Raw genomic sequence first — 24,508 nt, forward strand, 5'->3', positions numbered from 1 at the left:
CCACTATGGTCGTGCTCAATCGTTTGATCAAGGAGTCGCAAGTGCCGGATCGTGTGTTCTTCCAGCCGCCGCAGGGGTGGGTCGGCGACGTCATCCCGTTCAGCCGGGACGGCGAGCTGATGCTCTTCTACCTGCTGGAGCTCCGCGAGTCGCCCAAGCCCGGGACCCCCTGGGCGCTGGTGACGACGCGCGACCTCGTCACCTTCGAGGACCGAGGCATCGCACTGCCTCACGGCACCCGAGGGGACGCCGACTTCAACGCCTACACGGGCAGCATCGTCGAGGGCGCCGACGGCACCCACCACCTCTTCTACACCGCCCAGAACCCCGACCGCGTCGGAGCGGACGGACTGCCGCTCCAGCTCGTCGCCCACGCCTCGAGCACCGACGGCATGTCCACCTGGGACAAGCACCCCGAGCACACCTTCGGGGCGCCATCCGGCTACGAGTCCGCCGACTGGCGCGACCCCTTCGTCTTCCAGGACCCCTCGACCGGCGTGTGGCGGATGCTCCTGGCCGCCCGGCACCAGGACGGTCCGGACCGTCGACGCGGGGTCATCGCCCAGATGACCTCGCGCGACCTGGTCACCTGGGAGCCGGTCGAGCCGTTCTGGGACCCGCGCCGCTACATCACCCACGAGTGCCCCGAGGTCTTCTCGATCGGCAAGTGGTGGTACCTGGTCTACTCCGAGTTCTCCGAGTCGTTCACCACCCGCTACCGCATCGCCCACAGCCCGGACGGCCCGTGGATGGTGCCCGACCGCGACACGATCGACGGCCGCGCCTTCTACGCCGCCAAGTCTGCCGAGCTCGATGGTCGCCGGATCCTCGTCGGCTGGATCGCGAGTCGCGAGGGCGACACCGATGACGGCGCCTGGCAGTGGGCGGGCACGATGTCGCTGCTCGAGGCGCGCGCCGGGTGGGACGGTTCCCTGGCGTTCTCGGTCCCTGAGGAGATCATCGCCACGTTCGACGAGAGCGTCGAGCTGGGCCTCGTGCCGACAGCTCTGGAGGCCCCGGACGGCTACAACGCTGTCGTCGGCACCGAGCCGTTGCCGGCCCAGTGCTACATCCGGGCCGAGATCGAGTTCGAGCCCGGGACGACCGAGTGCGGCCTGCTGCTGCGTGCGAGCGAGGACGGCGATCAGGGGTACGTGATACGGCTGGAGCCCCGGCGTGACCGGATGGTCTTCGACCGTTGGCCCCGACACCGCACCGGGCCGGCCCAGTGGCAGGTCTCAGGTGACGTCCCGCACGTCATCGAGCTCGAGCGGCCCGCCGACCTGGCGGCCACGTCGCACGTGATCGAGGTCGTACTCGACGGGGACCTTGCGGTCATCGTGCTCAACCGCGAGGTCTGCCTGAGCACCCGGCTCTACGACGACTCCCACGACCGCCTCGGAATCTTCGCAGGCGAGGGCGCGGTGAAGTTCCAGAACCTCACCGTTCGCCGGCGATCCACCACCTGAACCGCGTTCGGGCGCGACCATTCATCTCAAAGGAGAGGTACCCATGAAGAAGACACTGTGGTCGGCCGCCGCTGCGCTCGCGGTCGCCCTCACCGCCACCGCCTGCGGAGGCAGCGGCAACACCGGCACCAGTCCGACGGACGTGAACCCGAAGGGCCAGATCAAGCCGCATGCGATCTCCTGGCTGCTGTCGCGGCCTGCCGACGGCGCCGTCATCAAGACAATGGAGAGCCTCGCCGGCGAGTACGCCAAGGACCACCCCGGCTTCAAGCTCAACCTGATCACGACGCCCGACCGGCCGTCCTACATCCAGAAGTACGAGACGCTGGCGGCGGCGAACAAGCTGCCCGAGCTCTTCGACACCGACGCCACGCCGTTCGCCGAGAAGCTCGCCAAGCAGGGCCGCATGATCGACGCCGACAAGCTCCTCAGGAGCCTGGGCGTCTACGACAACTACCGTCCCTCCGCGCTCGACTACCAGCGCTTCGACGACGGCTCCCTCTACATGGTTCCGTTCGAGTACGGCATCGAGGTGTTCTGGTACAACAAGGCGCTCCTCGAGAAGGCCGGCGTCAAGGTGCCGACGTCCCTCGACGACTTCCCCGCCATGTGCACCGCATTGCGCAAGTCGGGCGTCACCCCGATCGCGCTGGACGGTCAGGATCAGTGGCCCCTCGAGCGGTACATGGCCTATCAGCCGTTCCGCGTCGCCGGCCCTGACTACATCAAGAGCCTCAAGACCGGAAAGGCCAGCTTCAGCGACCCCGCCGGTCAGAAGGCCGCATCCTGGCTCAGCGACCTCGGCGAGTCCAAGTGCTTCGAGGATGGGTTCTCCTCCGTCGGCTACGCGGACGCCCAGGCACTGTTCACCTCCGGCAAGGCAGCCGTCTACGGCATCGGGTCCTGGGAGCTCGGCAGCCTCGCGACGGACGCACTCGACCCAGCGGTTCGTAACGATGTCGACTACTTCACCCTCCCGACAGTCTCCGGTTCGGTTACCGACCCCAACGAGTACGTCGCACCCTCGGGCATCGGGATGGCCGTCAACGCCAAGACGTTCGATCCGCTCGTGCGCGACTTCCTGAAGTTCGCGCTCAGCAAGTACGCCGCCGCGTACGCCGCCACCGGAGCGCTCGGCCCCACCACGACCCCGGCGCCGACCATCCCGAGCAACGCCACCCCGATCTACAGCAAGGCGGTCGCGGATGCTGACAAGGTCGGCAAGCGCTTGGCCATGCCGTGGGACACCCAGCTGGACCCGACAACCAACACGACGCTGCAGCAGCAGCTGACCCTGCTGGTGCAAGGCCAGGTGACACCCGAGGAGTTCGTTTCCACCATGGACAAGGCGCTCGACGAGAACGCACCGAAGTACTTCAAGTGACCGTCAAGTGACACGAGGGGAGCCGGCCGCCCGGCCGGCTCCCCTCGAAGAAGGGACCACCCGTGCTTCCGCACCGCTCCAGGCTCTCCGTCCTGGTCTTCCTGCTGCCGCCCCTGCTGCTCTACGGCGCCGCGGTGCTCCTGCCGATTCTCCAGTCGCTCTTCCTCAGCTTCTTCTCCTGGGACGGCATCACCGACATGGAGTTCGTCGGACTTTCGAACTACACCCACATGCTGCGGCACGACCCGAGCTTCTGGACCACCTTCGGCAACCAGCTGGTCTACGTCGCGATCTGCCTCGTCCTTCAGCTCGGTGGCGGCCTGGTCGTGGCCACTCTGCTGGCGTCGTTGACCCGCGGCCGCGAGGTCATCAAGGTCCTCTACCTGATGCCCGCCGTGATCTCGACCGTCGCGATCGCCTTCCTGTTCCAGCGCATCTACGCCACCGACGGACTCATCAACTCGATCCTCCACGCGGTCGGGCTCGGTGGGCTCGCGCGGCCATGGCTCTCCGACGTCCACACCGTCCTGGCTGCCGTCTCCACACCCGAGGGCTGGCGCTTCATCGGCATCTACATGGTCATCATCTACGCCGCCCTCATCGCGGTTCCGAAGGAGCTGGAGGAGGCCGCACGGCTCGACGGAGCCAATCGGTGGCAGCTGTTCGCGCACATCCGGTTCCCCTACATCCGGCCGGTGTGGCTGACCACGACGATCATGGCCACCACCTACGCCCTGCGCGGCTTCGACATCCCCTACCTGCTCACCAACGGCGGCCCCGGGCAGTCCTCGGAGCTTGTGACCACCTACATGTACAAGACCGCGTTCACCAGCACCAACTACGGCTACGCCAGCACCCTCTCGGTGTTCATCGTCGTCGAGTGCCTGGTCGCGGTCGGACTGATCGTGCTGCTCCTGCAGCGGAAGGCCGAGTCATGACCACCCAGCTGATGGAGTCCCGCCGCGCGGAGAGCCCGTCGTCCCCATCCGCGCCCGCACGGCCGGGCCGTCTCGACCTCCATCGCCTGGCATCGCGGGTCCTGGTGGCCCTGCTCGTCGTCATCCAGGTCTACCCGCTGGTGTGGCTGTTCACGACGAGCCTGCGCGACGCCCACGACTTCGCCGCCAACAACGCCTTCGGCATGCCCCACTCGTTCACACTCGACAACTTCCGCCGAGCCTTCGAGCAGGGTGACCTCGGCCGCTACGTCCTCAACAGCATCATCGTGACCGCCGGCGCTGATCTCCTCATCGTCGTGTGCGGGATGATGGGCGCCTACGCGATCGAGGTACTCGGCTTCCGCGGCAGCAAGGTCGTGCGAGCCGCGTTCCTGTTGGGCATCATCGTCCCCGTCCAGGTCGCGCTCGTGCCACTCTTCATCGACTACTCCAAGGTCGGTCTGCTCGACACCTACCAGTCGATGATCATCCCGCTCGCCGGGTTCTCCCTGCCGATGTCGATCTACCTGTTCTCCTCGTTCTTCTCCTACATCTCGCGCGAGACCTACGAGGCGGCGTCGCTCGACGGAGCGGGCCCGTACCGGATCTTTTCGAAGATCACGCTCCCGTTGTCGGTCAACACCATCGTCACCGTGGTGATGGTGAATAGCATCTTCATCTGGAACGACTTCATCTTCGCCAACACCTTCGTCCTTTCGGAGAACCTGAAGACGATCCCGCTAGGCCTTCAGAACTACATCGGAGCGATGGGCAAGACCGACTGGACCGCCACCTTCGCGGCGGTATGCGTCACGGTCACGCCTCTACTTCTTGTGTTCCTGGTGCTCAACAAGGCGATGATCTACGGACTCGAGAGCGGTGCGAACAAGGGATGAGACGAGCTGACGGGGAGTCCCAACGGGCGGTGACGATGCGCGACGTCGCGCAGGCGGCCGGGGTGTCGGTCTCGGCCGTGTCCGTGGTCCTCAACAAGAAAGAGGGTGCCCGCATCGGCGCTGACGCCCGGGTGCGGATCCACGACGCCATCGCGCGGCTCGGCTACCGACCCAACGCGATGGCCAAGGACCTGGTCACCGGCCAGTCGAGGTTCATCGGCCTCGTCGCCGATGCCATCGCGTCGACCCCCTTCGCGGGCCAGATCATCCACGGGGCGCAGGACGAGGCCTGGAAGCACGGCTTCGTCCTCCTGGTCGCCAACACCGAGGGCAACCAGGACGCCGAGCACGAGGCCATCGCGATGCTGCTCGAGCACAAGGTCCGCGGCGTCCTCTACTCCACCTGGTACCACCGTGAGGTCGAGGTGCCCGAGGGGCTCGACGAGAGCGACTGCGTCCTGGTGAACTGCTACGCGGCGGCCGACCTCCCCGCCGTCGTCCCGGACGAGATCGCCGGTGGACGCGACGCGACGCAGCTCCTGATCGATCAGGGCCACCGGCGGATCGGGTTCATCAACACCACGACCCCCTCACCGGCCCATGACGGCCGCCTCCGGGGCTACCGCGAGGCGCTGGCCGCAGCCGGCATCGACCTCGACCCCGCCCTGGTCGTCGAAGCCCGGCCCGAGCAGGAGGGCGGGTACGACGCTGCTGCACTGCTCCTCGACCAAGGGGTGACGGGCATCTTCTGCCACAACGACCGGGTCGCGATGGGCCTCTACGACGGGCTCCGCGACCGCGGCCTCAAGGTCCCCGGCGACATCTCCGTCGTCGGCTTCGACAACCAGGAGGTCATCGCGGCCCACCTGCGCCCGCCGCTCTCGACGGTGGCGCTGCCGCACTACGAGCTCGGTGTCGCCGGCGTCCGGGTCCTGCTCGGCCTGGACGCGCCCGCCTCCGACGGGCGCGTCCTGGTCGGCTGCCCCCCGGTCGAGCGGGCCTCCATCGCCCGGCCCGCCGTCGTACCCGCCGGCGACCCCGGATGACGGTGGCGGTCGACCGACACCTGCCCGCCGTCCACCTGCGTCCGCCCCGGCACTGGGTCAACGACCCGAACGGGCTGGTCTTCCACGACGGCTGGTATCACGTCTTCTTCCAGTACAACCCCGACAGCGCACGGCACGCGAACATGCACTGGGGCCACGTCCGGAGCCGTGACCTCGTCTCCTGGGAGCAGCTGCCCGTCGCCCTCGCGCCCACCCCCGCCGGCGACGACGCCGACGGGGTGTGGTCCGGCAACGCGGTCAGCACCGACGAGGGGATGGTCGCGTTCTACTCCGCCAAGCGGGACGACCGGTGGTGGCAGCCGGTGGCGGCCGCGACGTCGGTCGACGGGGTGACGTTCTCCAAGCGGCCCGGTCTCCTCATCGAGGAGCCCCCTCCGGAGACGGTCATGTTCCGCGACCCGTATGTGTGGCGCGACGGCGGCCGCTGGCGCATGCTCGTCGGCGCCGCCCTGGCCGACGGCCGGGGCGCGGCGATGCAGTACTTCTCCGAGGACCTCTGCCGCTGGGAGCTCGGCGGCCCCTTCCTCGCAGAGCCTCCCACGCCGCTGCCGGGCGGAGGAGACACCGAGGAGGGCTGGGAGTGCGTGCAGTACGCCGACTTCGGGGTCCAGCGCGGCGCACTGGTCCTCAGCGCCTGGGACCCGGAGGAGGGTGCTGGCCAGACGGCCGTCTACGTCGGCCGGGACCGGGGCGACGCGTTCGAGGCGACCGCGCCTCAGCGGTTCGACCACGGGCCCGACTTCTACGCGCCCGCGCTGTTGCACGCCCCCGACGGTCGCTGGCTCGTCTGGGGCTGGGTCTGGGAGGCCCGGGACGAGCCGCGCGTCGGCGCGGTCAGCTCCTGGACGGACGAGGTCGGCTGGGCCGGGATGCTCTCGCTGCCGAGGGAGCTCACCCTGACGAGCACCGGCGTCGCCCAGCGCCCCGCCCGCGAGGTGGACGCCCTGCGTGGGGAGATGGTCGTCGAGGCGTCGGGCACGGCGGCCGGCACCGTCGTCCTGGGCGAGGTCCCGCGCTGCCTCGACGTCGTCGGGCGCCTGGCCTGGGCCGGCAGCGGGCGGGCGACGTCCGGGTGGCGACTCGTCACCTCGGCGGACGGACGCGAGCACCTCGACATCGTCCTGGACGGCACCACCGGCGAGCTCGTCGTCAGCCGGGAGTCCGCGTCGCTCGACCTGCGTGCCAAGCGCGGCGAGTGGCGGCTGGCCACCGGCATCGGTCCGGGGGAGAGCGTGGAGGTGCGGGCCGTCCTCGACCACTCGGTCGTGGAGGTCTTCCTGGCCACCGGTGAGGCAGTGACCGCGCGCTTCTACCCGGTCGGGGCCGGGCCGTGGCGACTGGAGGTCACGACGTCCGGGACCGGGCAGGCCGCCTACGCTGTCGAGGCCTGGGAGCTCGTTCCTTGCGCCGATCCGGTCGAGGAGCCCCGCGGCTAGGGTGTCCCGGTGGCCGGCGAACGGGACGTGCAGCGGCGGGTGGGCATCCGCGACGTCGCCGCCGCGGCCGGGGTCTCCCCGGCCACCGTCTCGCAGGCGTTCAACGGGTCGCGCCCCGTCCACGAGGAGACCCGGTCGAGGATCGTCGCCGCCGCGACCGCGCTCGGGTACGTCCCCGATCCCAGCGCCCGAGGGCTCCGCCTCCGGCGCACCGGTCTGATCGGCCTTCTTGGCGATCATGTCGTGACGACGCCGTACGCCGGGAGGCTGGTGCTGGGCGCCGCCGACGCCCTCGAGGAGCAGGGGCTGGCACTCGTGGCCGTCGACTCGCTCGGCGACCCGGACCGAGAGCTCCGGCTGCTCGCGATGCTGCGCCAGCGGAACGTCGAAGGCGTTCTCTATGCGCGGATGTGGCACCAGTTCGTGACCCCGCCAATGCTGCCCGGGATCCCGCTCGCCGTCGTGAACGCCGCCACCGAGTCCTCCGACGTCCCGGTCGTCGCACCGGACGAGGAGGCCGTCGGCACAGTGGCGGCGGAGTACCTGCTCGCCCGGGGCCACCGGCGCATCGCCTTCGCCCAGACCGTCGACGGCGTACCCGCCTCGACGGGGCGCGAGCACGGCTTCCGTCGCGCGCTGGAGGCCGCCGGGATCGCCGGTGAGCCACTGCTCGCGCGGTCGGCCTCGACCGCCGCGGGCGGTCGCGCCAGCGGAGCCGTGCTGCTCGATCGCGCCGACCGTCCGACGGCGGTGTTCTGCTTCAACGACCAGATCGCGATGGGTGTCTACCAGGCGGCGGCCGGTCTCGGGCTGAGCGTGCCCGAGGACGTCTCGGTCATCGGCGTTGACGACCTGCCACTGGTCGCCGACGCGCTCCTCCCCGGACTGACGACCATCGCGCTGCCTCACGAGCAGATGGGGCGGTGGGCGGCCGGGCAGCTGCTCGCGCAGATCTCCGACCCGGACCACCCGGTGGAGCGGGCCCTCGTCGAGTGCCGCCTGGTCGAGCGAGACTCGGTCACCCCGCCGGCTCGCTGATCACCCGCCGAGGACCGACAGGTCGGCGGCGTCGACGTCGGTCGACCCTCCGACCGACTCGGCGTTGATCGTGCGTGGGCCCGGCCCGAGGAAGACGAGATCGCTGAGGCTGGCGACACCGTGGTTGACGAAGACCTCGGTTGCTGCGCCATCGACGACCAGGTCGAGATCGACCGACCCGTCGGCGAGCGGGTCGGTGGTGGCGGTCCGCACCTGTCGGTAGGTCTTGGGCATCCGCCTGGCGATCGCGTCGGCGTCGCGGACGACGAACGCCTGGCGTCGGCCCCAGTCGTAACCGATGGTCAGCTGCGAGCCGTCCTCTGCGCCGACGACGATCCGTGACTCCTGAGCGCCGTGCCGACGCAGTCGGACGTGCAGACGGAAGGTACGCCGATCGGTGCGACCGATGGTGGCCGTGCTGCTCACCGAGCCGGTGTGGCCCCGAACCTCTGCTTCGACGGCAGCGCCCAGGCCGATCGGCGACGAGACGAGGGTCGGTCGGCCGGCCACGTCCGCGAGCCGGAGGCGGCGTACGAGGGTGTTGGGGCCACCGGTCGAGGGAAGGCCGGGGACGTCGCGGGCGTAGGACCAGTTGTTCATCCACCCGATCGCGTACCGTTCGGCGAGCTGACCGGACACGGACCTTCGCGGGTCCGACCAAGTGACGCCGGCGTAGAAGTCCGACCCGTGGTCCAGCCACAGCGGGTCCGGGCGGTCCGCCGTGAACCGACGCCCGTCCCACCGGCCGGTCCAGTAGGCGTAGCCGGCCGTGCCTCCCGACGAGGCGCCGTTCGCGCTGGTGCCGAGCACCCACGTCGTCCGCGAGGGGTCGCCGACGACGCTCATCCGGAACAGGTCCGGACACTCCAGGGTGCCGAGGTCCCCTCGTGCGTAGTCGGAGACGTAGGTCCAGTGCTTCAGGTCGGGGGAGGTGTAGAAGCCGATCCGCTGTCCTTCGGCGAGAACCATCAGCCACTGGTGGCGGCGGCCGTCCCAGACGACCTTGGGATCGCGGAAGTCGGCGGCACCCGGGTTGTCCAGCACCGGGTTGCCTCGGTAGGAACCGAAGGTGCGACCGCCGTCGCGGCTGTAGAAGAGGGACTGCCGCTGGACCCCGTCGAGCTGCTGGGTGGCGATCACGACGACAGCGCCGGGGCCGAAGCCGGAGGTGTCGTGCGTGTCGACGACGGCACTGCCGGTCTCGACGTCGCCCAGACCGTTGCGGTACTTCTCGATGGCGGTGCCGGCGACCTTCCAGTGCACCAGGTCGGTCGACTCGGCTGCCTGCCAGGAGGTCCCGTTTGCCCCGGGGTAGTCGGGGTTCACCAGGTTGTAGAGGCGCCAGCGGCCGTCGACGAGGAGCGGACGCTGCACGTCGTTCATCCAGCCGTGGGCGGGCGTGAGGTGAAGTCGCGGTCGCCAGCCCGGCCGGTCCGGCCGTGCGTCCGGACGGGTGTCCGGCCGGGTCTCGATCGCGCCGGACGCGATCGCGATGACGAGTGCCGCCAGCGCGGCGAGGACGAGGACGAGAACGATCCGGAGGCGGACGGTCGATGAGCGGTGGCCGTGGGTCACGAGGCTCCGTCGGGGTCGAGGTCGGGGGGTGTGAGGGGAACGTGCACCACGCCGACTCCCTGGACATTACGGATGCACAAAACGATTTGCAAAAGTATGATCATTACTCGTCCGTACCGTGGGATCACACCCTGTGCCAGCGCTGTGAGCCAGTTACGGTCGTGCTTGGAACGTGCACCACGTCGACATCCATCCCCTACGAAATGGAAGCGACGATGGTGACAAGCAAGCTCTCCCGCACCTTCTCGGCGATCGCGTTCTCGGGTCTCCTCTCGACCGCATTGCTGACGAACACCGGCCCCGCCAGGGCCGCCGACCCCGGGTTCCCCGAGCCCACGATCCACACCCAGCAGGCCCACGACCCCGACTCGGACTTCACCTCCCGCTGGACCCGCGCCGACGCGCGCCAGCTCAAGGCGATGTCCGACCCGACGGCAGGGCCCGGCCAGAACTCGATGCCGACCGACTACACGATGCCGGCGGTCTCGCACGACTTCCCGGACATGAGCAACGGCAAGGTCTGGGCGTGGGACACCTGGCCGCTCACGGACGCCCAGGCCAACCAGTACAGCGTCAACGGCTGGGAGGTTGCCTTCTCCCTGGTCGCCGACCGCAGCCTCGGCTTCGACGCCCGCCACGTCTACGCGAAGATCGGCTTCTTCTACCGCAAGGCCGGCATCCCGGCTGACCAGCGCCCCGCCAACGGCGGCTGGACGTACGGCGGGCTCGTCTTCCCCGACGGCGTGACCGGCAAGATCTTTCCGGACCAGTCCTACAGCCATCAGACGCAGTGGTCGGGGTCAGCCCGCGTCTACCCCGGCGGCAAGATCAAGCTCTTCTTCACCGACGTGGCCTTCTACCGCAATCCGGACGGCAGTGACCGCAAGCCGTACGACCCGGAGATCGCGCTCAGCGTCGGCCACATCCACGCCGACAAGAAGGGTGTCAGCTTCACCGGCTTCAACAAGGTCGACCCGCTGCTGAAGGCCGACGGGAAGTGGTACCAGAACGGCGACCAGAACGAGTTCTTCAACTTCCGCGACCCGTTCACCTTCGAGGACCCCGCTCACCCGGGCAAGACCTACATGGTCTTCGAGGGCAACAGCGCCGTGCAGCGCGGCGGCCGTGACTGCACCGACGACGACCTCGGCTACCGGCCCGGTGATCCGCGGGCCGAGAACCTGAAGACCGTCATGGACAACGGAGCCATGTACCAGATGGCCAACATCGGGCTCGCCGTCGCCGACAACCAGAGCCTGACCAGGTGGCACTTCCTGCCGCCCATCCTCTCGGCCAACTGCGTCACCGACCAGACCGAGCGGCCTCAGATCTACATGAAGGACGGCAAGTACTACCTGTTCACGATCAGCCACCGCTCGACCTTCGCGTCCGGCATCGACGGACCGGAAGGTGTCTACGGCTTCGTCGGCAACGGCATCCGCAGCGACTTCCAGCCCGTCAACCGGGGCTCCGGCCTGGCGCTGGGCAACCCGACCAACCTCAACTACCCGGCGGGCACCCCGTTCGCGCCTGACCCGAACCAGACCGCCAACGAGTTCCAGGCGTACTCCCACTACGTCATGCCCAACGGTCTGGTCGAGTCGTTCATCGACGCGATCGGCGGTCCGAACGACCTGCGTCGCGGCGGGACCCTCGCCCCGACCGTCCGCCTCCAGATCGACGGCGACACCACCAAGGTCGACCGCTCCTACGGGCACGACGGGCTCGGGGGCTACGCGGACCTGCCCGCTAACCGCGAGTTGATGCCGTAACCCGGTCCGATCCGAGTGCCCCGGGCCGCCGGCCCGGGGCACTCTCCAGGTCGGCCCGGGTCGGCGGGTTCGCGCCCGGCCGGCTGACGGTGATCGCGGCCGCGGCGGCGGCATGGTCCAGCACGTCGGACCAGGCGGCCAGGTCCAGGGAGCGAAGGGTCGGGCGCGCCGAGCCGCCGAGTGCGCCCCACTCCCACAACCGGTCGATCATCGCCGAGCAGAAGGAGTCGCCGGCGCCGACCGTGTCGGCGACCACGACCTCTGGTGCAGGCGTCGACGTCGAGCCGTGGCGGGTCAGGCAGACAGCGCCCTCGCCGCCGCCGGTCACGACGACGGCGACGGGCCCCAGGTCGAGGAGCCGGCGCGCCGCGTCCGACGCCGTCGCGCCCGGCACCAGGTGGGCGAGGTCCTCGTCGGAGGCCTTGACCACGTCGGCGAGCGCGACGACCCGGGCGACGCGTGCCCACAGGTCGGCGCCCTCTCCCATGACAGCGGGGCGGATGTTGAGGTCGTAGGTGACCGTCGCCTCGCCCCTGCGCGCGCTGAGGAGGTCGATCACGGTGTCGGCACCGGGTGGGACGACCGCACCCAGCGAGCCGGTGTGGACGACGATCGGCCGGGGGAGCTCAGCGACCTCAGCGAGGTCAGGCAGCTCGGGGAGGGTCCACTCGAGGCTGAACCGATAGTCGGCGCTGCCGTCCGGCCCGATCAGCGCCTCGGCGTACGACGTCGCCGCCGCCTGTCTCCCCAGGGGCAGTGCGACGCCCTCGCGATGCAGGTGCTCGGCGACGAGACGCCCGTGCCGATCCTCGCCGAGCCTCGTCAGGAGCGTCGTCGGTCGACCCAGCCGGGCAAGACCGACCGCGACGTTGGCGGGGCTCCCTCCGGCGTGTTCGCTGACGGCGCCGCGGCCGTCGCGAATGACGTCGACGAGAGCCTCGCCCACGACGAGAGCCTCGTCCGCCTCGTTCACGCCAACTCCTTGCTCGAACGTTTGATCAGAGCATACAGTGACGGGCGCCACATTGGTCAAGCGTTTGATCAGACTCATTCGAAGCGACAAAGGAGTGCGCGTGAAGCTGACAGAACGGGGTGTCCGCTGGCGGCGCCTGATCGGCATCGGAGCGACCGTGGCCCTCGCCGCCGCGTTCGCCGGCAACGATCTCGGCCAGAGGTCGGGCGACCTGGCCGGTGCCCGGCTCTCGACCCAGACGACAGCGCTCACCGGGTCGCAGCGTGCGGTCTACCACCTCACCCCGTCCGCGGGCTGGCTGAGCGACCCCCAACGTCCGATCCAGGCCGGTGGAACGACCAACCTCTACTACCTCGCCAGCGACCTCGACAACGGACCTGGCGGCTGGCGCCACGTGACCACCGACGACAACGTCGTCTTCGAGGAGGCGGGGCGGCGATCCCGCTCTCCACCCGCTTCCCGGTGTGGACCGGCTCGTCTGTCGTCGACACGAACAACACCGCCGGCTTCGGCGCGGGGGCCGTCGTCGCGCTGGCCACCCAGCCCACCGACGGTGACGCCTTCCAGCAGGAGCAGTACCTCTGGTACTCGACCGACGGCGGCAACACCTTCACGCCGTACGGACCGCCCGTCATCACCAACGACGAGAGCACCAACTGGTTTCGGGACCCCAAGATCGTCTGGGACGCCGACCACTCAACCTGGGTCGCCGTCATCGGCAAGCAGCAGAAGGCCGTCTTCTACACGTCGACCGATCTCAAGCACTGGACCTACAGGTCCACCTTCGCCTACACCAATCCCAACATCGGCGGTTTCGAGTGCCCCGACCTCTTCCGGATGAAGGCCGACGACGGCAGCTGGCACTGGGTGCTCGGCGCCAGCATGCAGGGTGACTACACGGGCAAGCCCGACACCTACGCGTACTGGCCCGGGTCGTGGAACGGCGCCTCGTACACCGCGGACCAGACGGACCCACAGTGGCTCGACTGGGGATGGGACTGGTACGCGGCGGTGACCTGGCCCGACACGGCCAACCCCGACACCGTGCGTCACGCCATCGGTTGGATGAACAACTGGAACTACGCACCACACCCGATCAAGACCGACGTCTCCGATACCTACAACGGACAGATGTCTGTCGTACGCGATCTGACGCTCAAGGCTGAGGGGAGTGGCAACTACTCCCTGCTGTCGCAGCCGAGCGTCGGCCTCGACGGCATCACCAGCCACACCTGGAGTGTGCCGACGCAGAGCGTGGACGGGCAGCTCGTGCTGCCGTACCACGGCGCGGCCTACGAGCTTGACACCGACGTCAGCTGGGCGACGGCCAACAACGTCGGCGTCGCCGTCGGCCTCTCGGCCGACCTCGACCACAAGACCAACATCGGCTACTACCAGGGCAACCTCTACGTCGACCGCACCGCGTCAGACTTCACCGCCCACGCCTTCGGAAGCCTCAAGCAATCACAGGCCCCGATCGGGACCGGCAGGACCTCGATGCACCTCCGGATCCTTGTCGACCGTTCCAGCGTCGAGGTCTTCGCCGACGACGGCCGCACCGTGCTGTCCAACCAGGTCATGTTCGACCCGAACGACACCGGCGTCATGCTCTACAGCGCCGGCGGCAGCGCATCATTCGCCAACACGACCATCCGTGAGTTCGAGGACATCAAGACGGCCGCCAACCCCAACAGTCCGTTCCAGGACTTCGAGGGTTCGGGCTACGGGAGCTGGACCACCACCGGCACCGCCTTCGGGTCGGGGCCCGCCTCCGGAACGCTCGCTGGCCAGCAGCCGGTCAGCGGCTACGAGGGCTCCAAGCTGGCGACGAGCTTCAACGGCGGCGACACCGCAACCGGCACCCTCACCTCTCCGTCGTTCACGATCGGCAAGGACTACATCAACGCGCTGGTGGGAGGCGGCGACCATCCGCGACCATCCGACCTGTTCGCCGGCTTCGAGGGCAGCGGCTGGGGCCCGGGATGGACCGCCTCCGGCGACCTCGCAGGCCGCGGACCGAGCGCTGACTCCCTTCCGAACCAGGTCGGCTCGAAGGTGCTCGACACCTACGCCGGCGCCGACACCGCGACGGGTGCCGTGCGCTCACCCGAGTTCACCATCACCCGCGACTACCTCGACTTCCTCGTCGCAGGCGGCAAGCACCCATACTTCGGCCCTGGTGCCACCGCCGTGAACCTCGTCGTCGACAACGCGGTCGTCCGCACGGCAACGGGCAACGACTCGAGCACCATGGCTCCTGTCAGCTGGGACGTCCACGACCTCGTCGGCCGGACCGCACACCTCGAGATCGTCGACCACGCCACCGGCGCTTGGGGTCACCTCATGGTCGACCAGGTCCTGTTCAGCAGTGTCCCGAGCGCCGTACTCGGAGAGCCGGACAACCAGACGACGCTCAACCTCGTGGTCGACGGCAAGGTCGTCCGCACGACGGCCGGACAGGATGCCGAGCACCTCTCGTGGACCTCCTGGGACGTCCGAGACCTCGAAGGCCAGACCGCACAGCTTCAAGTCGTCGACAACAACACCGGCTCCTGGGGTCACGTCGCCGTCGACCAGGTCACCTTCTCCGACAGGCCGGCTTCATAGACCACCGAGTGCAGGCTGCGCGGGGGCGTTTGTGATCCGAACGCTCCTGCGCACACGCTTCAGGCGCTCGGAAACCTGCACGTGTTGCCGGCTTCACGACGCTGATCGTAGGTAGGTCAGTACCGCTTGCACTCTGCGGTTGGACGAGGGGTCGGCCTCGAGCCCCAGCTTCTGGAAGATCAGCTTCGTGTGAGCCTCGACCGTTCGCTCAGTGACCGTGATCCGGTCGGCCACCGCGCTGTTGGACAGGCCCTCGGCCAGCAGGCTGAGGACCTCGCGCTCGCGGTCGGTCAGGCCGTGAAGCGGATCGGTACGCCGACGTCGGCCGACGAGCAGGGCGACGATCGTGGGGTCGACCACGCACTCGCCGTCCGCGATCCTGCGCAGCGCGTCGACGAGGACCGCGGGGTCCGACACCCTCTCCTTCAGCAGATAGCCGGCGCCCTCGAGGTGGTCCTCGATCAGCCGCATGGCGTAAGTCGGCTCGACGTAGCTCGACAACACCAGCACACCGGTGCCCGGGAGGTCCTGCCGGATCCGGGCCGCCGCCACGAGCCCTTCGTCGGTGTGGGTCGGCGGCATCCGGATGTCGAGCACGACGACGTCGGGTCGGCTCAGCGCGGCCTCGCGCAGCGCGGAGTCGAGGTCGTGCGCCTCACCGACGACCTCGCACCCCGCCTCGGCCAGCAACCCGGCCACACCGGCCCGGGTGAGCAGCACGTCGTCCGCAACTACGACACGCACGGGATCACCGCCCGCAGCCGGTCCGGCTCCAACGCGACGTGACCCCGCGCGCCCGCGACCCGGTCCTCGACCGACCCGAACGGGCCGGGCCCGGCACCCCGCACCTCGACCACCAGGTCACCGTCGGCCTCGGTCAGCGTGACGTCCACGCCCGGCGAGCCGGTCGCGGCCGCAGCGGCGACGGCATCGCGCACCACGACGTACGCCGTCCGCTCGACGCCTGGAGGGAGTCGGCCCCCCAGCGTCTCCTGAACCTTGACCGACACCGGAGCACCGTCGGCGAGAGTGGCGAGCGCGGGCACGAGCCCAGCCTCCTCGAGTACGGCCGGGTGGATGCCGTGGGCCAGCTCGCGCAGCTCCGTGAGGGCTGCCCGTGCCTCGGCCTCGGCGGAGGTCAGGACCGCGCACGCATCGGGGGTGTGGGCGTTCGCGACCGCGCGCCGTAGGTCGAAGGCGAGGGCCAGCATCTGCTGCTGGGCGCCGTCGTGCAGGTTGCGCTCGAGCTGGCGACGCTCGGCGTCGCCGGTCTCCACCACCCGGGCCCGGGACGCCTCGAGTTCGGCGAGCTGAGCAAGCCCCTCCACCCGCAGCCGTTCGTTGTCCAGCGCAAGCGTCAACGCCGTCCCGAGCGCTGCCCGGATGCCGTCGGGGCCGGTGGCGTCCGGGTCGTGCAGGACGAGGGCCAGCTCGTGGCCGTCGCGGAGCACCGGCAAGGCGCCGGGTCCGGGCCGAGGTGCGTCGACGAAACGTCCCGCCGCGTCGGCGTACCCGCCGGCCGGCAACCGGTAGACCACTCGTACGCTCGGGTCACCCGTCGCCGCGGCGATGACCCGAGCGACCGTGCCGGCTGCCGCGGCGTCGCCCAGCCCCGTGACCAGCTGAGCGACTCCTCGGCGCGTCCAGCGGTCGAGGAGCGGGCCTGCTGCCCAGCCTGCTGAGACGAGCACCAGCGCCGCGGCCAGGGCGAGGTAGAGCCCCGCGTCGAGCGATGTCCCGGGGTCCACACGAGGGCGTCGCCACCGGGCCACCGACTGGGCCAGCAACACACCGCCGAGGGCGAACCCGGCCACGATCGCGGGGCCGCGCATCCGGAGCCCGGCTCGGGTCGCGACCCAGGCCCACCGGACGGCCAGCCCCACGAGCGCGAGACCCACGGTCGCTGTCACGAGCAGCCAGACGAGCGCGACGCCGTGCACGACGTCGGGCCGTGCGCTGACGAGCAGGACGTTTGTGGTCAGGCACGTGCTCCAGCAGTCCCGATCGAGGAACGGGTCGTCGAACAGCGCGTGGACGAGGGCGACGACGCCGGCGACGACGTACAGCGCGACCAAGGACAGCGGCACCCGCCGGTGGGGATGTGCGGCAGCGAGCACGGCGTGCACGGGCAGCGGAACAAGCAGGGGAGCGAGCACGATCGCGGCGGTGGGCGCGAACCCGGGACCGTCGTACCAACCCGCCCAGTCCTGGACCGTCCACACGGGCGCGGCCAGGGCGAGCGCAACGAGTCCCGGCCTGGTCGGGTCGAGCAGCAGCCCGACCACCGTCGCCGTCAGCAGGGCCAGGGCGGCGACCACCTCGGCCGCGGCGAGCCGGGGCGAGACGGTGGAGTACGTCGGCAGCCACGCGTGGCCGCGGGGCAGCAGCGTCAGCATGACGGCGCTGCCGACCACCACCGACCAGAGGACGGGCCGTGCCACGGGGGCCATGCCACATCGTGGCACCGCCCCGGAGGCGCGGCCACTGTGGCTGGCACGGATCCCCAGGATGTCGGTGGAGGTGCATCATCAAGCATGCGTGCCGCGTTCGCAGCTGTTGCCTTCGGGCTCTTGCTCGCCGGGTGCACCCTGGTGGGGACGGACAAGTCCGGTGGATCAGGACCGGTCATCACGCTGAGCCTCGGCACGTCCGACTCTCGCGGCGCTGCCCAGGACCCCGCGATCAAGCACTTCGTCGCGGCGGTCGCCGACCAGTCGGACGGCCGTGTGCGGGTCCGGACCAGCTACGAGGCCGGCGCTGAAGGGGGCAAGTTCGACCAGCACGTGGCCCGTCTCGTCCAGGACGGGACCTTCGACCTCGGCAACGTGCCGGCCCGGAGCTGGGACGACCTCGAGGTCGAGGGGCTGAGGGCGCTGCAGACGCCCTTCCTCGTGGACAGCGACGATCTCGTCGATCGCGTCGTCGGCGGAGAGCTGGCTCAGCTGCTGCTCGCCGGGCTCGACAGCACCGGTGTCCGTGGCCTCGCGCTCTGGCCCGAGACGCTCCGTCACCCGATCGGGTTCGGCAAGCCGATCCTCACCCCGGCCGACTTCCAAGGGGTGCAGCTCCAGGTGCCGTACTCACGTGACGTCCACGCGACGATCCAGGCGCTCGGGAGCGAACCGGTCTGGCTCGATGGCGCCGACCTCAACGCCGGGTACGCCGCGGGCACCCTCGCCGGGGCGGAGTCCGGAGCGGACAGGTCGTTCGGGCCACCGGCGATCATCACCGCGGACGTCACGATGTACGCCAAGATCGACACCCTCGTGGTCAACGACCGCGCCTGGGACCGCCTTCCGGGAAGCGCCCGGAAGGCGCTCGCCTCGGCGGCGATCGCGACCCGCGACTGGCTGGTGAAGGCGCGCCCCCGCGAAGCGCAACTGCTCGGCACCGCCTGCGTCGAGGGCAAGGGGGTGACCCTGGCCGGCCCAGCGGTGGTCGCCGAGCTCGAGCGGTCGGCCGAACCCGTGCGCGCCAGCATGCTCGCCGACCCGGAGGTCGGTCCGACCATCCGCAAGATCGAGGCCCTCAAGGCCGACGTACCGACGCCCTCCACGACGACGAAGGAGTGCCGGAGTGAGGCTCCGGCGGCTGACATCGGCACGCCGATCGACCCGGCGGTCCTGGACGGGACGTACCGCACGACGTTCACGGAGCAGGAGCTGCGTGAGGCCGGCATGGACGAGCAGAGCATTCGCTCCAACGCCGGCGCCCCCTGGACCATCACCCTCGCCGGAGGGCACTACTCCGCGTTGGAGGACGACTGCACCGGGACCTACGAGGTGTCGCGGATGATGGTCTCCTTCCACTTCGATCCCACGGTGAAGTGCTCCGGCGACTGGACGGCCCACTGGAAGCTCACCGACGACGGAGTCCGGTTCCAGGACGTCCAGTCGGGCTACGCGGCCGACCGCGCCATCTGGGGCCTGCACGAGTGGGTGCGCCTGCGCTGAAAGCTCCGCGATGCTCGATCACGCGTCGATGGGAACCACGGCCTGCAGCTGCGTGCCGGCGGAGTCAGACGTCACGCTCAGCGTCCCGCCGAGGGCCTGGACGCGATCGGCGAGTCCACGTAGCCCCGACCCCGTCGGGTCGGCGCCGCCCCGGCCGTCGTCGGTCACGACCACGCGGACCTGGTCACCTTCGAGGGTCACTCGGATCGACGCAGACTGTGCCTGCGCGTGCCGCGCGACGTTGGTGAGCCCCTCCGCACACACGTAGTACACCGTCTCGGCCACACCCTCCGACGGTTCGGAGACGTCCGTCTCGACCAGGACGGGAAAGCGAGCGGACGGGGCCAGCTCGTTGATCGCGCCCGCGAGACCCGACGCGCGTAGGGCCATCGGACGCAAGCCGCGGGCGAGATCACGCAGGTCCGAGCCGACCCGTGCGGCCTGGTCGCGGGCCACGTCGACGACGCCGTCCCGCGTGGCGGTGGCCGGTACGGCTTGCAGCAGGGCCACCACCCGCCGAAGTCGTGCGCCCGGGCCGAGGCTCAGCTCCGCCTCCAGCCTGCGACGCTCCTCGATGCCGGCCGAGACGAGCCGCCGTCGGGAGGCGTACACCTCGGCCGACTGCCGGTCGACGTCGGCCTGCAGGCGGGCGTTCGTCGAGGTCAGAGCGGCTGCTGTCGCCACCGCCTCGACCAGGACGGGGTCGGCGAGCACTGCCGGGTCATGCGAGATGAACCCGATGATCTGCCCGTCCCGCTCGAGAGGAGTGAGGGTGCGACCGTCGTCCGGGTCAGGACGCCACGGTGCTCCGAGGGTGTCGACCAGACCGTCACCCTCGACGTACGCGACCTGCAGGGTGTGGTCTCCGACGGTGCGCGCGAGGGCGTCGCGCAGTGTCTGGGAGGGCGCCACGCTCAGCCCGACCACCAGGTCGGCCACGTCGACGCTCCGCGCTCGGAGGAGGCGTTCGGTCAGGGCCGCGGCGAGGACCAGGAGGCACCCGTCGTACAAGAGCATCGCCGCTCCCGAGGTCGACGCCGGGAGCATGAGGCGTACGAGCGCCGGGCCTGCCAGCGCGGCGGCGAGCGCGGCGACGGGCAGCGCGTCGATCGACAGCCGCTGCCGGAGCGCGGTGACGGCGAGCAGGCCTCCGGCCACGGCCAGGCTCACGGCCGCGCTGCGGGCCAGGGCGGGGACTGCGGAGACGGCGTACCCGACCACGACTGCGGACAGCACGACCCGCGAGCGCGGTCGACCGGTGGGGAGCGTGAGGTCGAGGTGGAGCAGCGGGCCTCGGTGGAGGTACGCCGCGCTCGCGGCCACGCTGCCGACCGCGCCGGGCAAGCCGCCGAGGTTGCCGACGAACCACAGGCCGCCGGCCAGCGCCATCAAGGCGGCAGGCCGGCGTGCCCGGCCATCGCGCCACGCGACGAGTCCGCCGAGGACGAACGCGATGCCGACGGCCAGGTCCGTTGCGGCGTATACGGCCTGACCCATCAGGGCCCGCCGATCAGCGCCAGGAGTCGGCCGACCGACAGGTCGTCCTTCGGCAGGAAGCCCCGCACCGGCGCTGCAGCAAGACGATCACGGAAGACCGTCGTGTCGTGGCTCGAGGTCAGGACGACGGCAGGGCGGACGGGCATGCCGGCCAGGGACTCCGCCACGGCGAAGCCGTCGCCGTCCGGCAGCCGGATGTCGAGCAGGACCAGCTCGGGCTCGAGGGTCGCCGCGAGCCGGATGGCGTCGGTCGCACCCGTGGCTTCGCCCACCACCACGAACTCCCGCGACGACAGCAGCTCCCGCGCTGCTCTCCGGAAGTCGGGATGGTCGTCGACGATCAGCAGCGACCACGCCATGGGGCGATCATCGTCCGATTCGTCGCTGCGCACACTGGGGCTGGCACGAGAGGTCCAACGGCTGTGGCCAGTACGGGGGGAGGACCCGTGCCACCCCGCATCGCGCCCCAGCAGGGTCCCGTGCTGGCCCCGGTGTCGCCGCCCGCCACGGCTCCTAGCGTCGAAGACACGGCCGATCGGCCGCTGGAGATCTCTCCAGATCCAGGTATCGCGCCCCTTTCGGCGCTCGAGAGAAGGAACCCTCATGGCCACACCCACGTTCCGTCGCGCCCTCGCGACGGCCGCCGCGCTCACCGCGCTCACCGTGCTCACCGTCCCCGCCGTCTGCGGCGCTGCCGGTGCCAGGCCGCCGGACCCCGACGGTCCGACGCCGCCTCAATCCAGCCCCAGCGTCTCCGGCAGCGCCCCGCAGGGGCCGGTCTGGGACGACGGCACCTGGACGATCGAGACGATGCTCGCCGCCCGCCACGCCCAGCTGACGACGACGTGGTGGGAGAGCTTGTTCTGACCCTCGCCGGGATGCACATCCGTGCTAGCCCGGGTCGCGTCCACCGCAGCTCCCGTGCTGGCCGCGATGGCGCCGGCCGTCGCCGTTCCTAGCGTCGAACGCACGGCCCGAAGAGTCGCCCGTCAGGTCCGACCGGCCGCGACATTCGAAGGAGAGAACCATGCGACGTACCGCGACGACCCGGTTCGGCCTGACCGGACTACTCGCCCTCACCTGCCTGGCCCTGTCCGCGCCCGCGAACGCGACGTTCGAGGGAGACAACGGTCGGATCGCCTTCCGGCGCTTCCTCGGTCTCGACCGGTCCTCCGGTGCCATCTTCACCGTGCGATCGGACGGGACCCACGAGTTCCAAGTGACACACCCCGGCACCGGCGTCGTGGACCAGGACCCCGACGTGTCGCCCGACGGTCGCCGGATCGTCTTCCAGCGCGGGGGCGAGACTATGGACGACGTCTTCGTGGTGAACAGCGACGGCACCGGGCTGCGTCAGCTGACCAGCACCGCCTTCCCTGAAGGCAACTGCCTTCCCGACGGCGGGGAGTGCAACGGCACGCCTGCTTGGTCGCCTGACGGGCGCTGGATCGTGTTCAACCGGGCGTTCGGTCCGGTCGTGGACGACGTCGTCGAGACGCAGGCGTTGTTCGTCATGCGTCCCGACGGCACGCACGTCCGGCAGGTCACCCAGCTCCATTCGCCGGCGACCGGCGACACGGGGCAGGACTCCGCACCTCAGTTCTCGCCCGATGGCACCCGGCTGCTCTTCCAGCGGCGCAACGTGCGCACGGCGACGCCCGAAGGTGCCCTCGCACTGTGGGTCCTCGACCTGCGCACGGGAGCGGAGCGGCGCATCACCCCCTACGACCTCCAAGCCGGCGACACCCCGGACTGGTCACCGGACGGCAAGAACATCCTGTTCCACGACAACAACGACACGCCCCAGGGCAACGCGAACCTCTACACCGTTCGTCCGGACGGCTCCCATCTCAAGCAGCTCACCTTCGTCGGCGACGGCATCACCCGCTACCTCGGCTCGTCGTTCTCACCGGACGGGAAGTCGATCGTCGTCGGCAAGCGCCCCTCCACTGGCGGTCCGGAGCTGAACACAGCCGACGTCGTGGTCATGCGTGCCAACGGCACCGGCGAACGTCTCGTCACTCGCACCGAGCTCTACGACAGCTTCCCTGATTGGGGTCCCGCGATCGCACGTTGAGAGCACTCCCCGTCTGTCGTTCGCTCCGTCCACCGTCGGTGGGCGGAGCGGCTGGGCCCCGGTCTGTAGATCCGTCGCGAAAGCTGCGAAGGATCCTTCACCCGCCATCACTGGGAATTGAGCCTCTGACCAACGGAAGCGCCGGTGAGAGCCTCGCGTGCTCTGTCCGGAGGTTCCCGGCGAGATCCGGTCTGGGCGGGTGTCTGTGCCCAAGACGGGGCCGAGTCCTGGTTGGACCGCAACGGCGATGGCGGGCAAACGCCGCCTCGTCGCCGCAAGGTCGGTCGACCCGGGTGCGGGGAAGGTGACCGTCGGTGCGCTCGATCGACCCCGACCAGCGAGTACGCCGGTCGGGGCCGTATGAGCACGAGTGGAACACGTACCTGATCCAGGTCACGCCCTCCGCGCTTCGCGTGTTCCTCAACGGCACCCTGGTCAACACCCTGGCGTCTGACTCGCCGCTCGCCGTCGACGGCTACATCGGCCTGGAGAACAGCAGCACGGGCGCCGTCCGGTTCAAGTCCATCCAGATGCTGCCCGCCGCCACGGTGGCCTCGACCACCACGGTGAAGGCCGCGCCGGCCGCGGTCGTCGTCAAGAACGGTCGCCCCTCGGTCACGGTCGCTGTCGACGCGGGTGGCACCCCGGTGACCGGCAACGTCGAGATCTCGGTCGGCGGCGTGAAGACGGCGACCGTCGCGCTCGTCGACGGAACCGCCCACACCACCCTCCCCGCCTTCGCCAGCACCGGCACGAAGTCGATCACCGCCAGGTACGTCGGGAGCGACATCGTGGAGCCGAGCACCGCATCGACGAGCGTGACGGTGAGGAAGGCCGCCTCGACGCTGACCGCGCGGGTCCTGCCGCGCCGGATCGTCGCGAAGAAGACCAAGGCGACCGTGCAGATCGTCGTGCGGGCGCCAGGGATCACTCCGACCGGCGCGGTGACGGTGAAGCTCGGCAGCAAGACCGTCACCGGCACGCTGGTGAACGGCCAGGCGCTCATCCGGCTGCCGCGGTTCGCGAAGCCCGGCACCGTCCGCGGCACCGTGACCTACCGGGGTGATGCCTTGACCGACGGTGTCACGACGTCTGTCGTCGTCAAGGTCGTGAAGCGGCGGTAACCGTCCGTCCATCGGTCCGTCTCGTCGCCGCGGGGGAGGTCGTCTCTCCCGCGGCGACGAGGCCGTTTGTCGGCGGCGGCGGCCCTGAAGGGACGGCTGTTCATCCGGGAGGACGAACGCGGTGACCGGGCCGTCCTCGAGGCGAGGCAGCACCGGCTGGGGCGGCACGACGCGGAGTTCTTCCTCGACGTGCACGTCCAGCCGCGGATCTGGCGCGACTACCTGACGCAGGACGGCGGCGACACCCATGCCGGGATCTGGTCGGACCGGCTGCGGCCGCCTGGCCAGCGCGCCGGGGGGATGTCGGACCTCTGGTCGTTCGACCTGGCGGACGAGGCCTCCGGCCGCGTGCTGTCCGAGGCGGTCGCTGCGGCGCTCCCGGCGCTGGTGCGCCTACTCGACGCCGACAACCTGCTGCCCCTGGTGAGGGCGAAGAACGCGGGGACGGGTCGGCCGAGCGCGACCGTGGCAGCGCTGCTCTGCACCCAGGGGCCCTCCGAGGAGCTGGAGACGTTGCTCTCGACGCTCGAGCAGGAGGACCCGGACGAGCGGCCCGGTTTCGACATGCCGGCGTACGTCGGCTTCCTGCGCGCTTGGATGGCCGACCACGCGCCGGCACCGAGGTCCTGAGCGCAGGAACGCAGCCGTGAGCTCGGACGACGTCGGGCCGCGCACCGCAGGGCCCGACGCCGTCCGGGCACC

20 protein-coding genes and 1 pseudogene are annotated in these 24,508 nt (G+C 70.1%); 15 read left to right on the plus strand and 6 right to left on the minus strand.

Going from position 1 to position 24,508, the window contains the following annotated elements:
* Positions 1-41: 41 nt before the first annotated feature.
* From ABD205_RS06760 to ABD205_RS06790, 7 genes are all read left to right on the plus strand, one after another.
* Complete coding sequence (locus ABD205_RS06760; RefSeq protein ID WP_344043698.1) at positions 42-1,469, plus strand: GH32 C-terminal domain-containing protein; 1,428 nt, start codon at positions 42-44, stop codon at positions 1,467-1,469.
* A 43-nt stretch (positions 1,470-1,512) separates the two neighbouring features.
* Entirely contained in the window at positions 1,513-2,853 is a 1,341-nt protein-coding gene (locus ABD205_RS06765) for an ABC transporter substrate-binding protein (RefSeq protein ID WP_344043701.1), read from the plus strand.
* Between the two features lie 62 nt (positions 2,854-2,915).
* Positions 2,916-3,791, plus strand: coding sequence for a carbohydrate ABC transporter permease (locus ABD205_RS06770; RefSeq protein ID WP_344043703.1), 876 nt, complete (start codon positions 2,916-2,918; stop codon positions 3,789-3,791).
* Positions 3,788-4,687 carry a carbohydrate ABC transporter permease gene (locus ABD205_RS06775; RefSeq protein ID WP_344043705.1) on the plus strand — a complete coding sequence of 300 codons (900 nt, stop codon included), beginning with the start codon at positions 3,788-3,790 and terminating at the stop codon, positions 4,685-4,687. The genes ABD205_RS06770 and ABD205_RS06775 overlap by 4 nt, the downstream gene beginning before the upstream one ends.
* Positions 4,684-5,733 (plus strand): LacI family DNA-binding transcriptional regulator, encoded by a 1,050-nt coding sequence (locus ABD205_RS06780; protein ID WP_344043707.1) that lies wholly within the window; start codon positions 4,684-4,686, stop codon positions 5,731-5,733. Before ABD205_RS06775 ends, ABD205_RS06780 begins: the two co-directional genes overlap by 4 nt.
* A complete protein-coding gene (locus ABD205_RS06785; RefSeq protein ID WP_344043709.1) occupies positions 5,730-7,190 on the plus strand; it encodes a glycoside hydrolase family 32 protein in 1,461 nt (486 codons plus the stop codon). Before ABD205_RS06780 ends, ABD205_RS06785 begins: the two co-directional genes overlap by 4 nt.
* Before the next feature lie 9 nt (positions 7,191-7,199).
* On the plus strand, positions 7,200-8,228 hold the full coding sequence (locus tag ABD205_RS06790; protein WP_344043711.1) for a LacI family DNA-binding transcriptional regulator: 1,029 nt from the start codon (positions 7,200-7,202) through the stop codon (positions 8,226-8,228).
* Here ABD205_RS06790 and ABD205_RS06795 read toward each other — a convergent pair whose 3' ends face one another.
* Entirely contained in the window at positions 8,229-9,803 is a 1,575-nt protein-coding gene (locus ABD205_RS06795) for a glycoside hydrolase family 32 protein (RefSeq protein WP_344043713.1), read from the minus strand. It lies immediately after the preceding gene.
* A 215-nt stretch (positions 9,804-10,018) separates the two neighbouring features.
* Between ABD205_RS06795 and ABD205_RS06800 the strand changes: the two genes are divergently transcribed.
* Entirely contained in the window at positions 10,019-11,575 is a 1,557-nt protein-coding gene (locus ABD205_RS06800) for a glycoside hydrolase family 68 protein (RefSeq protein WP_344043715.1), read from the plus strand.
* On the opposite strand, the gene ABD205_RS06805 is transcribed toward ABD205_RS06800, so the two are convergent.
* Positions 11,553-12,548: a carbohydrate kinase family protein gene (locus tag ABD205_RS06805; protein ID WP_344043717.1), complete on the minus strand. Its 996-nt coding sequence runs from the start codon at positions 12,546-12,548 to the stop codon at positions 11,553-11,555. The genes ABD205_RS06800 and ABD205_RS06805 overlap by 23 nt on opposite strands.
* Before the next feature lie 157 nt (positions 12,549-12,705).
* On the opposite strand from ABD205_RS06805, the pseudogene ABD205_RS22625 reads away from it, so the two are divergent.
* A pseudogene (locus tag ABD205_RS22625) lies at positions 12,706-12,969 on the plus strand (hypothetical protein); the annotation flags it as partial.
* 41 nt (positions 12,970-13,010) lie between these two features.
* Positions 13,011-15,155 (plus strand): glycoside hydrolase family 32 protein, encoded by a 2,145-nt coding sequence (locus tag ABD205_RS06810; protein WP_344043719.1) that lies wholly within the window; start codon positions 13,011-13,013, stop codon positions 15,153-15,155.
* A gap of 93 nt (positions 15,156-15,248) precedes the next feature.
* On the opposite strand, the gene ABD205_RS06815 is transcribed toward ABD205_RS06810, so the two are convergent.
* On the minus strand, positions 15,249-15,899 hold the full coding sequence (locus ABD205_RS06815) for a response regulator transcription factor (protein ID WP_344043721.1): 651 nt from the start codon (positions 15,897-15,899) through the stop codon (positions 15,249-15,251).
* A complete protein-coding gene (locus ABD205_RS06820) occupies positions 15,887-17,605 on the minus strand; it encodes a sensor histidine kinase (protein WP_344043723.1) in 1,719 nt (572 codons plus the stop codon). Before ABD205_RS06820 ends, ABD205_RS06815 begins: the two co-directional genes overlap by 13 nt.
* Positions 17,606-17,689: 84 nt before the next feature.
* Between ABD205_RS06820 and ABD205_RS06825 the strand changes: the two genes are divergently transcribed.
* Complete coding sequence (locus ABD205_RS06825) at positions 17,690-19,108, plus strand: TRAP transporter substrate-binding protein (protein WP_344043725.1); 1,419 nt, start codon at positions 17,690-17,692, stop codon at positions 19,106-19,108.
* An 18-nt stretch (positions 19,109-19,126) separates the two neighbouring features.
* Here ABD205_RS06825 and ABD205_RS06830 read toward each other — a convergent pair whose 3' ends face one another.
* Complete coding sequence (locus tag ABD205_RS06830; protein ID WP_344043727.1) at positions 19,127-20,605, minus strand: sensor histidine kinase; 1,479 nt, start codon at positions 20,603-20,605, stop codon at positions 19,127-19,129.
* Positions 20,605-20,964: a LytR/AlgR family response regulator transcription factor gene (locus tag ABD205_RS06835; RefSeq protein WP_344043729.1), complete on the minus strand. Its 360-nt coding sequence runs from the start codon at positions 20,962-20,964 to the stop codon at positions 20,605-20,607. Before ABD205_RS06835 ends, ABD205_RS06830 begins: the two co-directional genes overlap by 1 nt.
* 244 nt (positions 20,965-21,208) lie before the next feature.
* Here ABD205_RS06835 and ABD205_RS06840 point away from each other — a divergent pair, with 244 nt between their 5' ends.
* The 4 genes from ABD205_RS06840 (at position 21,209) to ABD205_RS06855 (ending at position 24,436) form a co-directional block, all read left to right on the plus strand.
* The gene (locus ABD205_RS06840) at positions 21,209-21,472 is read left to right on the plus strand and encodes a hypothetical protein (RefSeq protein ID WP_344043731.1); all 264 of its coding nucleotides are present in this window, start codon (positions 21,209-21,211) and stop codon (positions 21,470-21,472) included.
* 160 nt (positions 21,473-21,632) lie between these two features.
* Positions 21,633-22,682 carry a TolB family protein gene (locus ABD205_RS06845; RefSeq protein ID WP_344043733.1) on the plus strand — a complete coding sequence of 350 codons (1,050 nt, stop codon included), beginning with the start codon at positions 21,633-21,635 and terminating at the stop codon, positions 22,680-22,682.
* A 314-nt stretch (positions 22,683-22,996) separates the two neighbouring features.
* Positions 22,997-23,806: a 3-keto-alpha-glucoside-1,2-lyase-like domain-containing protein gene (locus ABD205_RS06850; protein WP_344043735.1), complete on the plus strand. Its 810-nt coding sequence runs from the start codon at positions 22,997-22,999 to the stop codon at positions 23,804-23,806.
* 66 nt (positions 23,807-23,872) lie between these two features.
* Positions 23,873-24,436 (plus strand): hypothetical protein, encoded by a 564-nt coding sequence (locus tag ABD205_RS06855; protein WP_344043737.1) that lies wholly within the window; start codon positions 23,873-23,875, stop codon positions 24,434-24,436.
* Positions 24,437-24,508 lie beyond the last annotated feature (72 nt).

The organism is Nocardioides panacihumi (assembly GCF_039530925.1).
In the GTDB taxonomy this organism is placed as follows: Bacteria; Actinomycetota; Actinomycetes; order Propionibacteriales; family Nocardioidaceae; genus Nocardioides; species Nocardioides panacihumi.

Coding starts and splice junctions, on each gene's coding strand:
- ABD205_RS06785 (WP_344043709.1), top strand. CDS start 5,730: ATGACGGTGGCGGTCGACCGACACCTGCCCGCCGTCCACCTGCGTCCG.
- ABD205_RS06835 (WP_344043729.1), bottom strand. CDS start 20,964: ATGGCGTGGTCGCTGCTGATCGTCGACGACCATCCCGACTTCCGGAGA.
- ABD205_RS06825 (WP_344043725.1), top strand. CDS start 17,690: ATGCGTGCCGCGTTCGCAGCTGTTGCCTTCGGGCTCTTGCTCGCCGGG.
- ABD205_RS06840 (WP_344043731.1), top strand. CDS start 21,209: ATGGCCACACCCACGTTCCGTCGCGCCCTCGCGACGGCCGCCGCGCTC.
- ABD205_RS06780 (WP_344043707.1), top strand. CDS start 4,684: ATGAGACGAGCTGACGGGGAGTCCCAACGGGCGGTGACGATGCGCGAC.
- ABD205_RS06830 (WP_344043727.1), bottom strand. CDS start 20,605: ATGGGTCAGGCCGTATACGCCGCAACGGACCTGGCCGTCGGCATCGCG.
- ABD205_RS06820 (WP_344043723.1), bottom strand. CDS start 17,605: ATGGCCCCCGTGGCACGGCCCGTCCTCTGGTCGGTGGTGGTCGGCAGC.
- ABD205_RS06765 (WP_344043701.1), top strand. CDS start 1,513: ATGAAGAAGACACTGTGGTCGGCCGCCGCTGCGCTCGCGGTCGCCCTC.
- ABD205_RS06775 (WP_344043705.1), top strand. CDS start 3,788: ATGACCACCCAGCTGATGGAGTCCCGCCGCGCGGAGAGCCCGTCGTCC.
- ABD205_RS06845 (WP_344043733.1), top strand. CDS start 21,633: ATGCGACGTACCGCGACGACCCGGTTCGGCCTGACCGGACTACTCGCC.
- ABD205_RS06800 (WP_344043715.1), top strand. CDS start 10,019: ATGGTGACAAGCAAGCTCTCCCGCACCTTCTCGGCGATCGCGTTCTCG.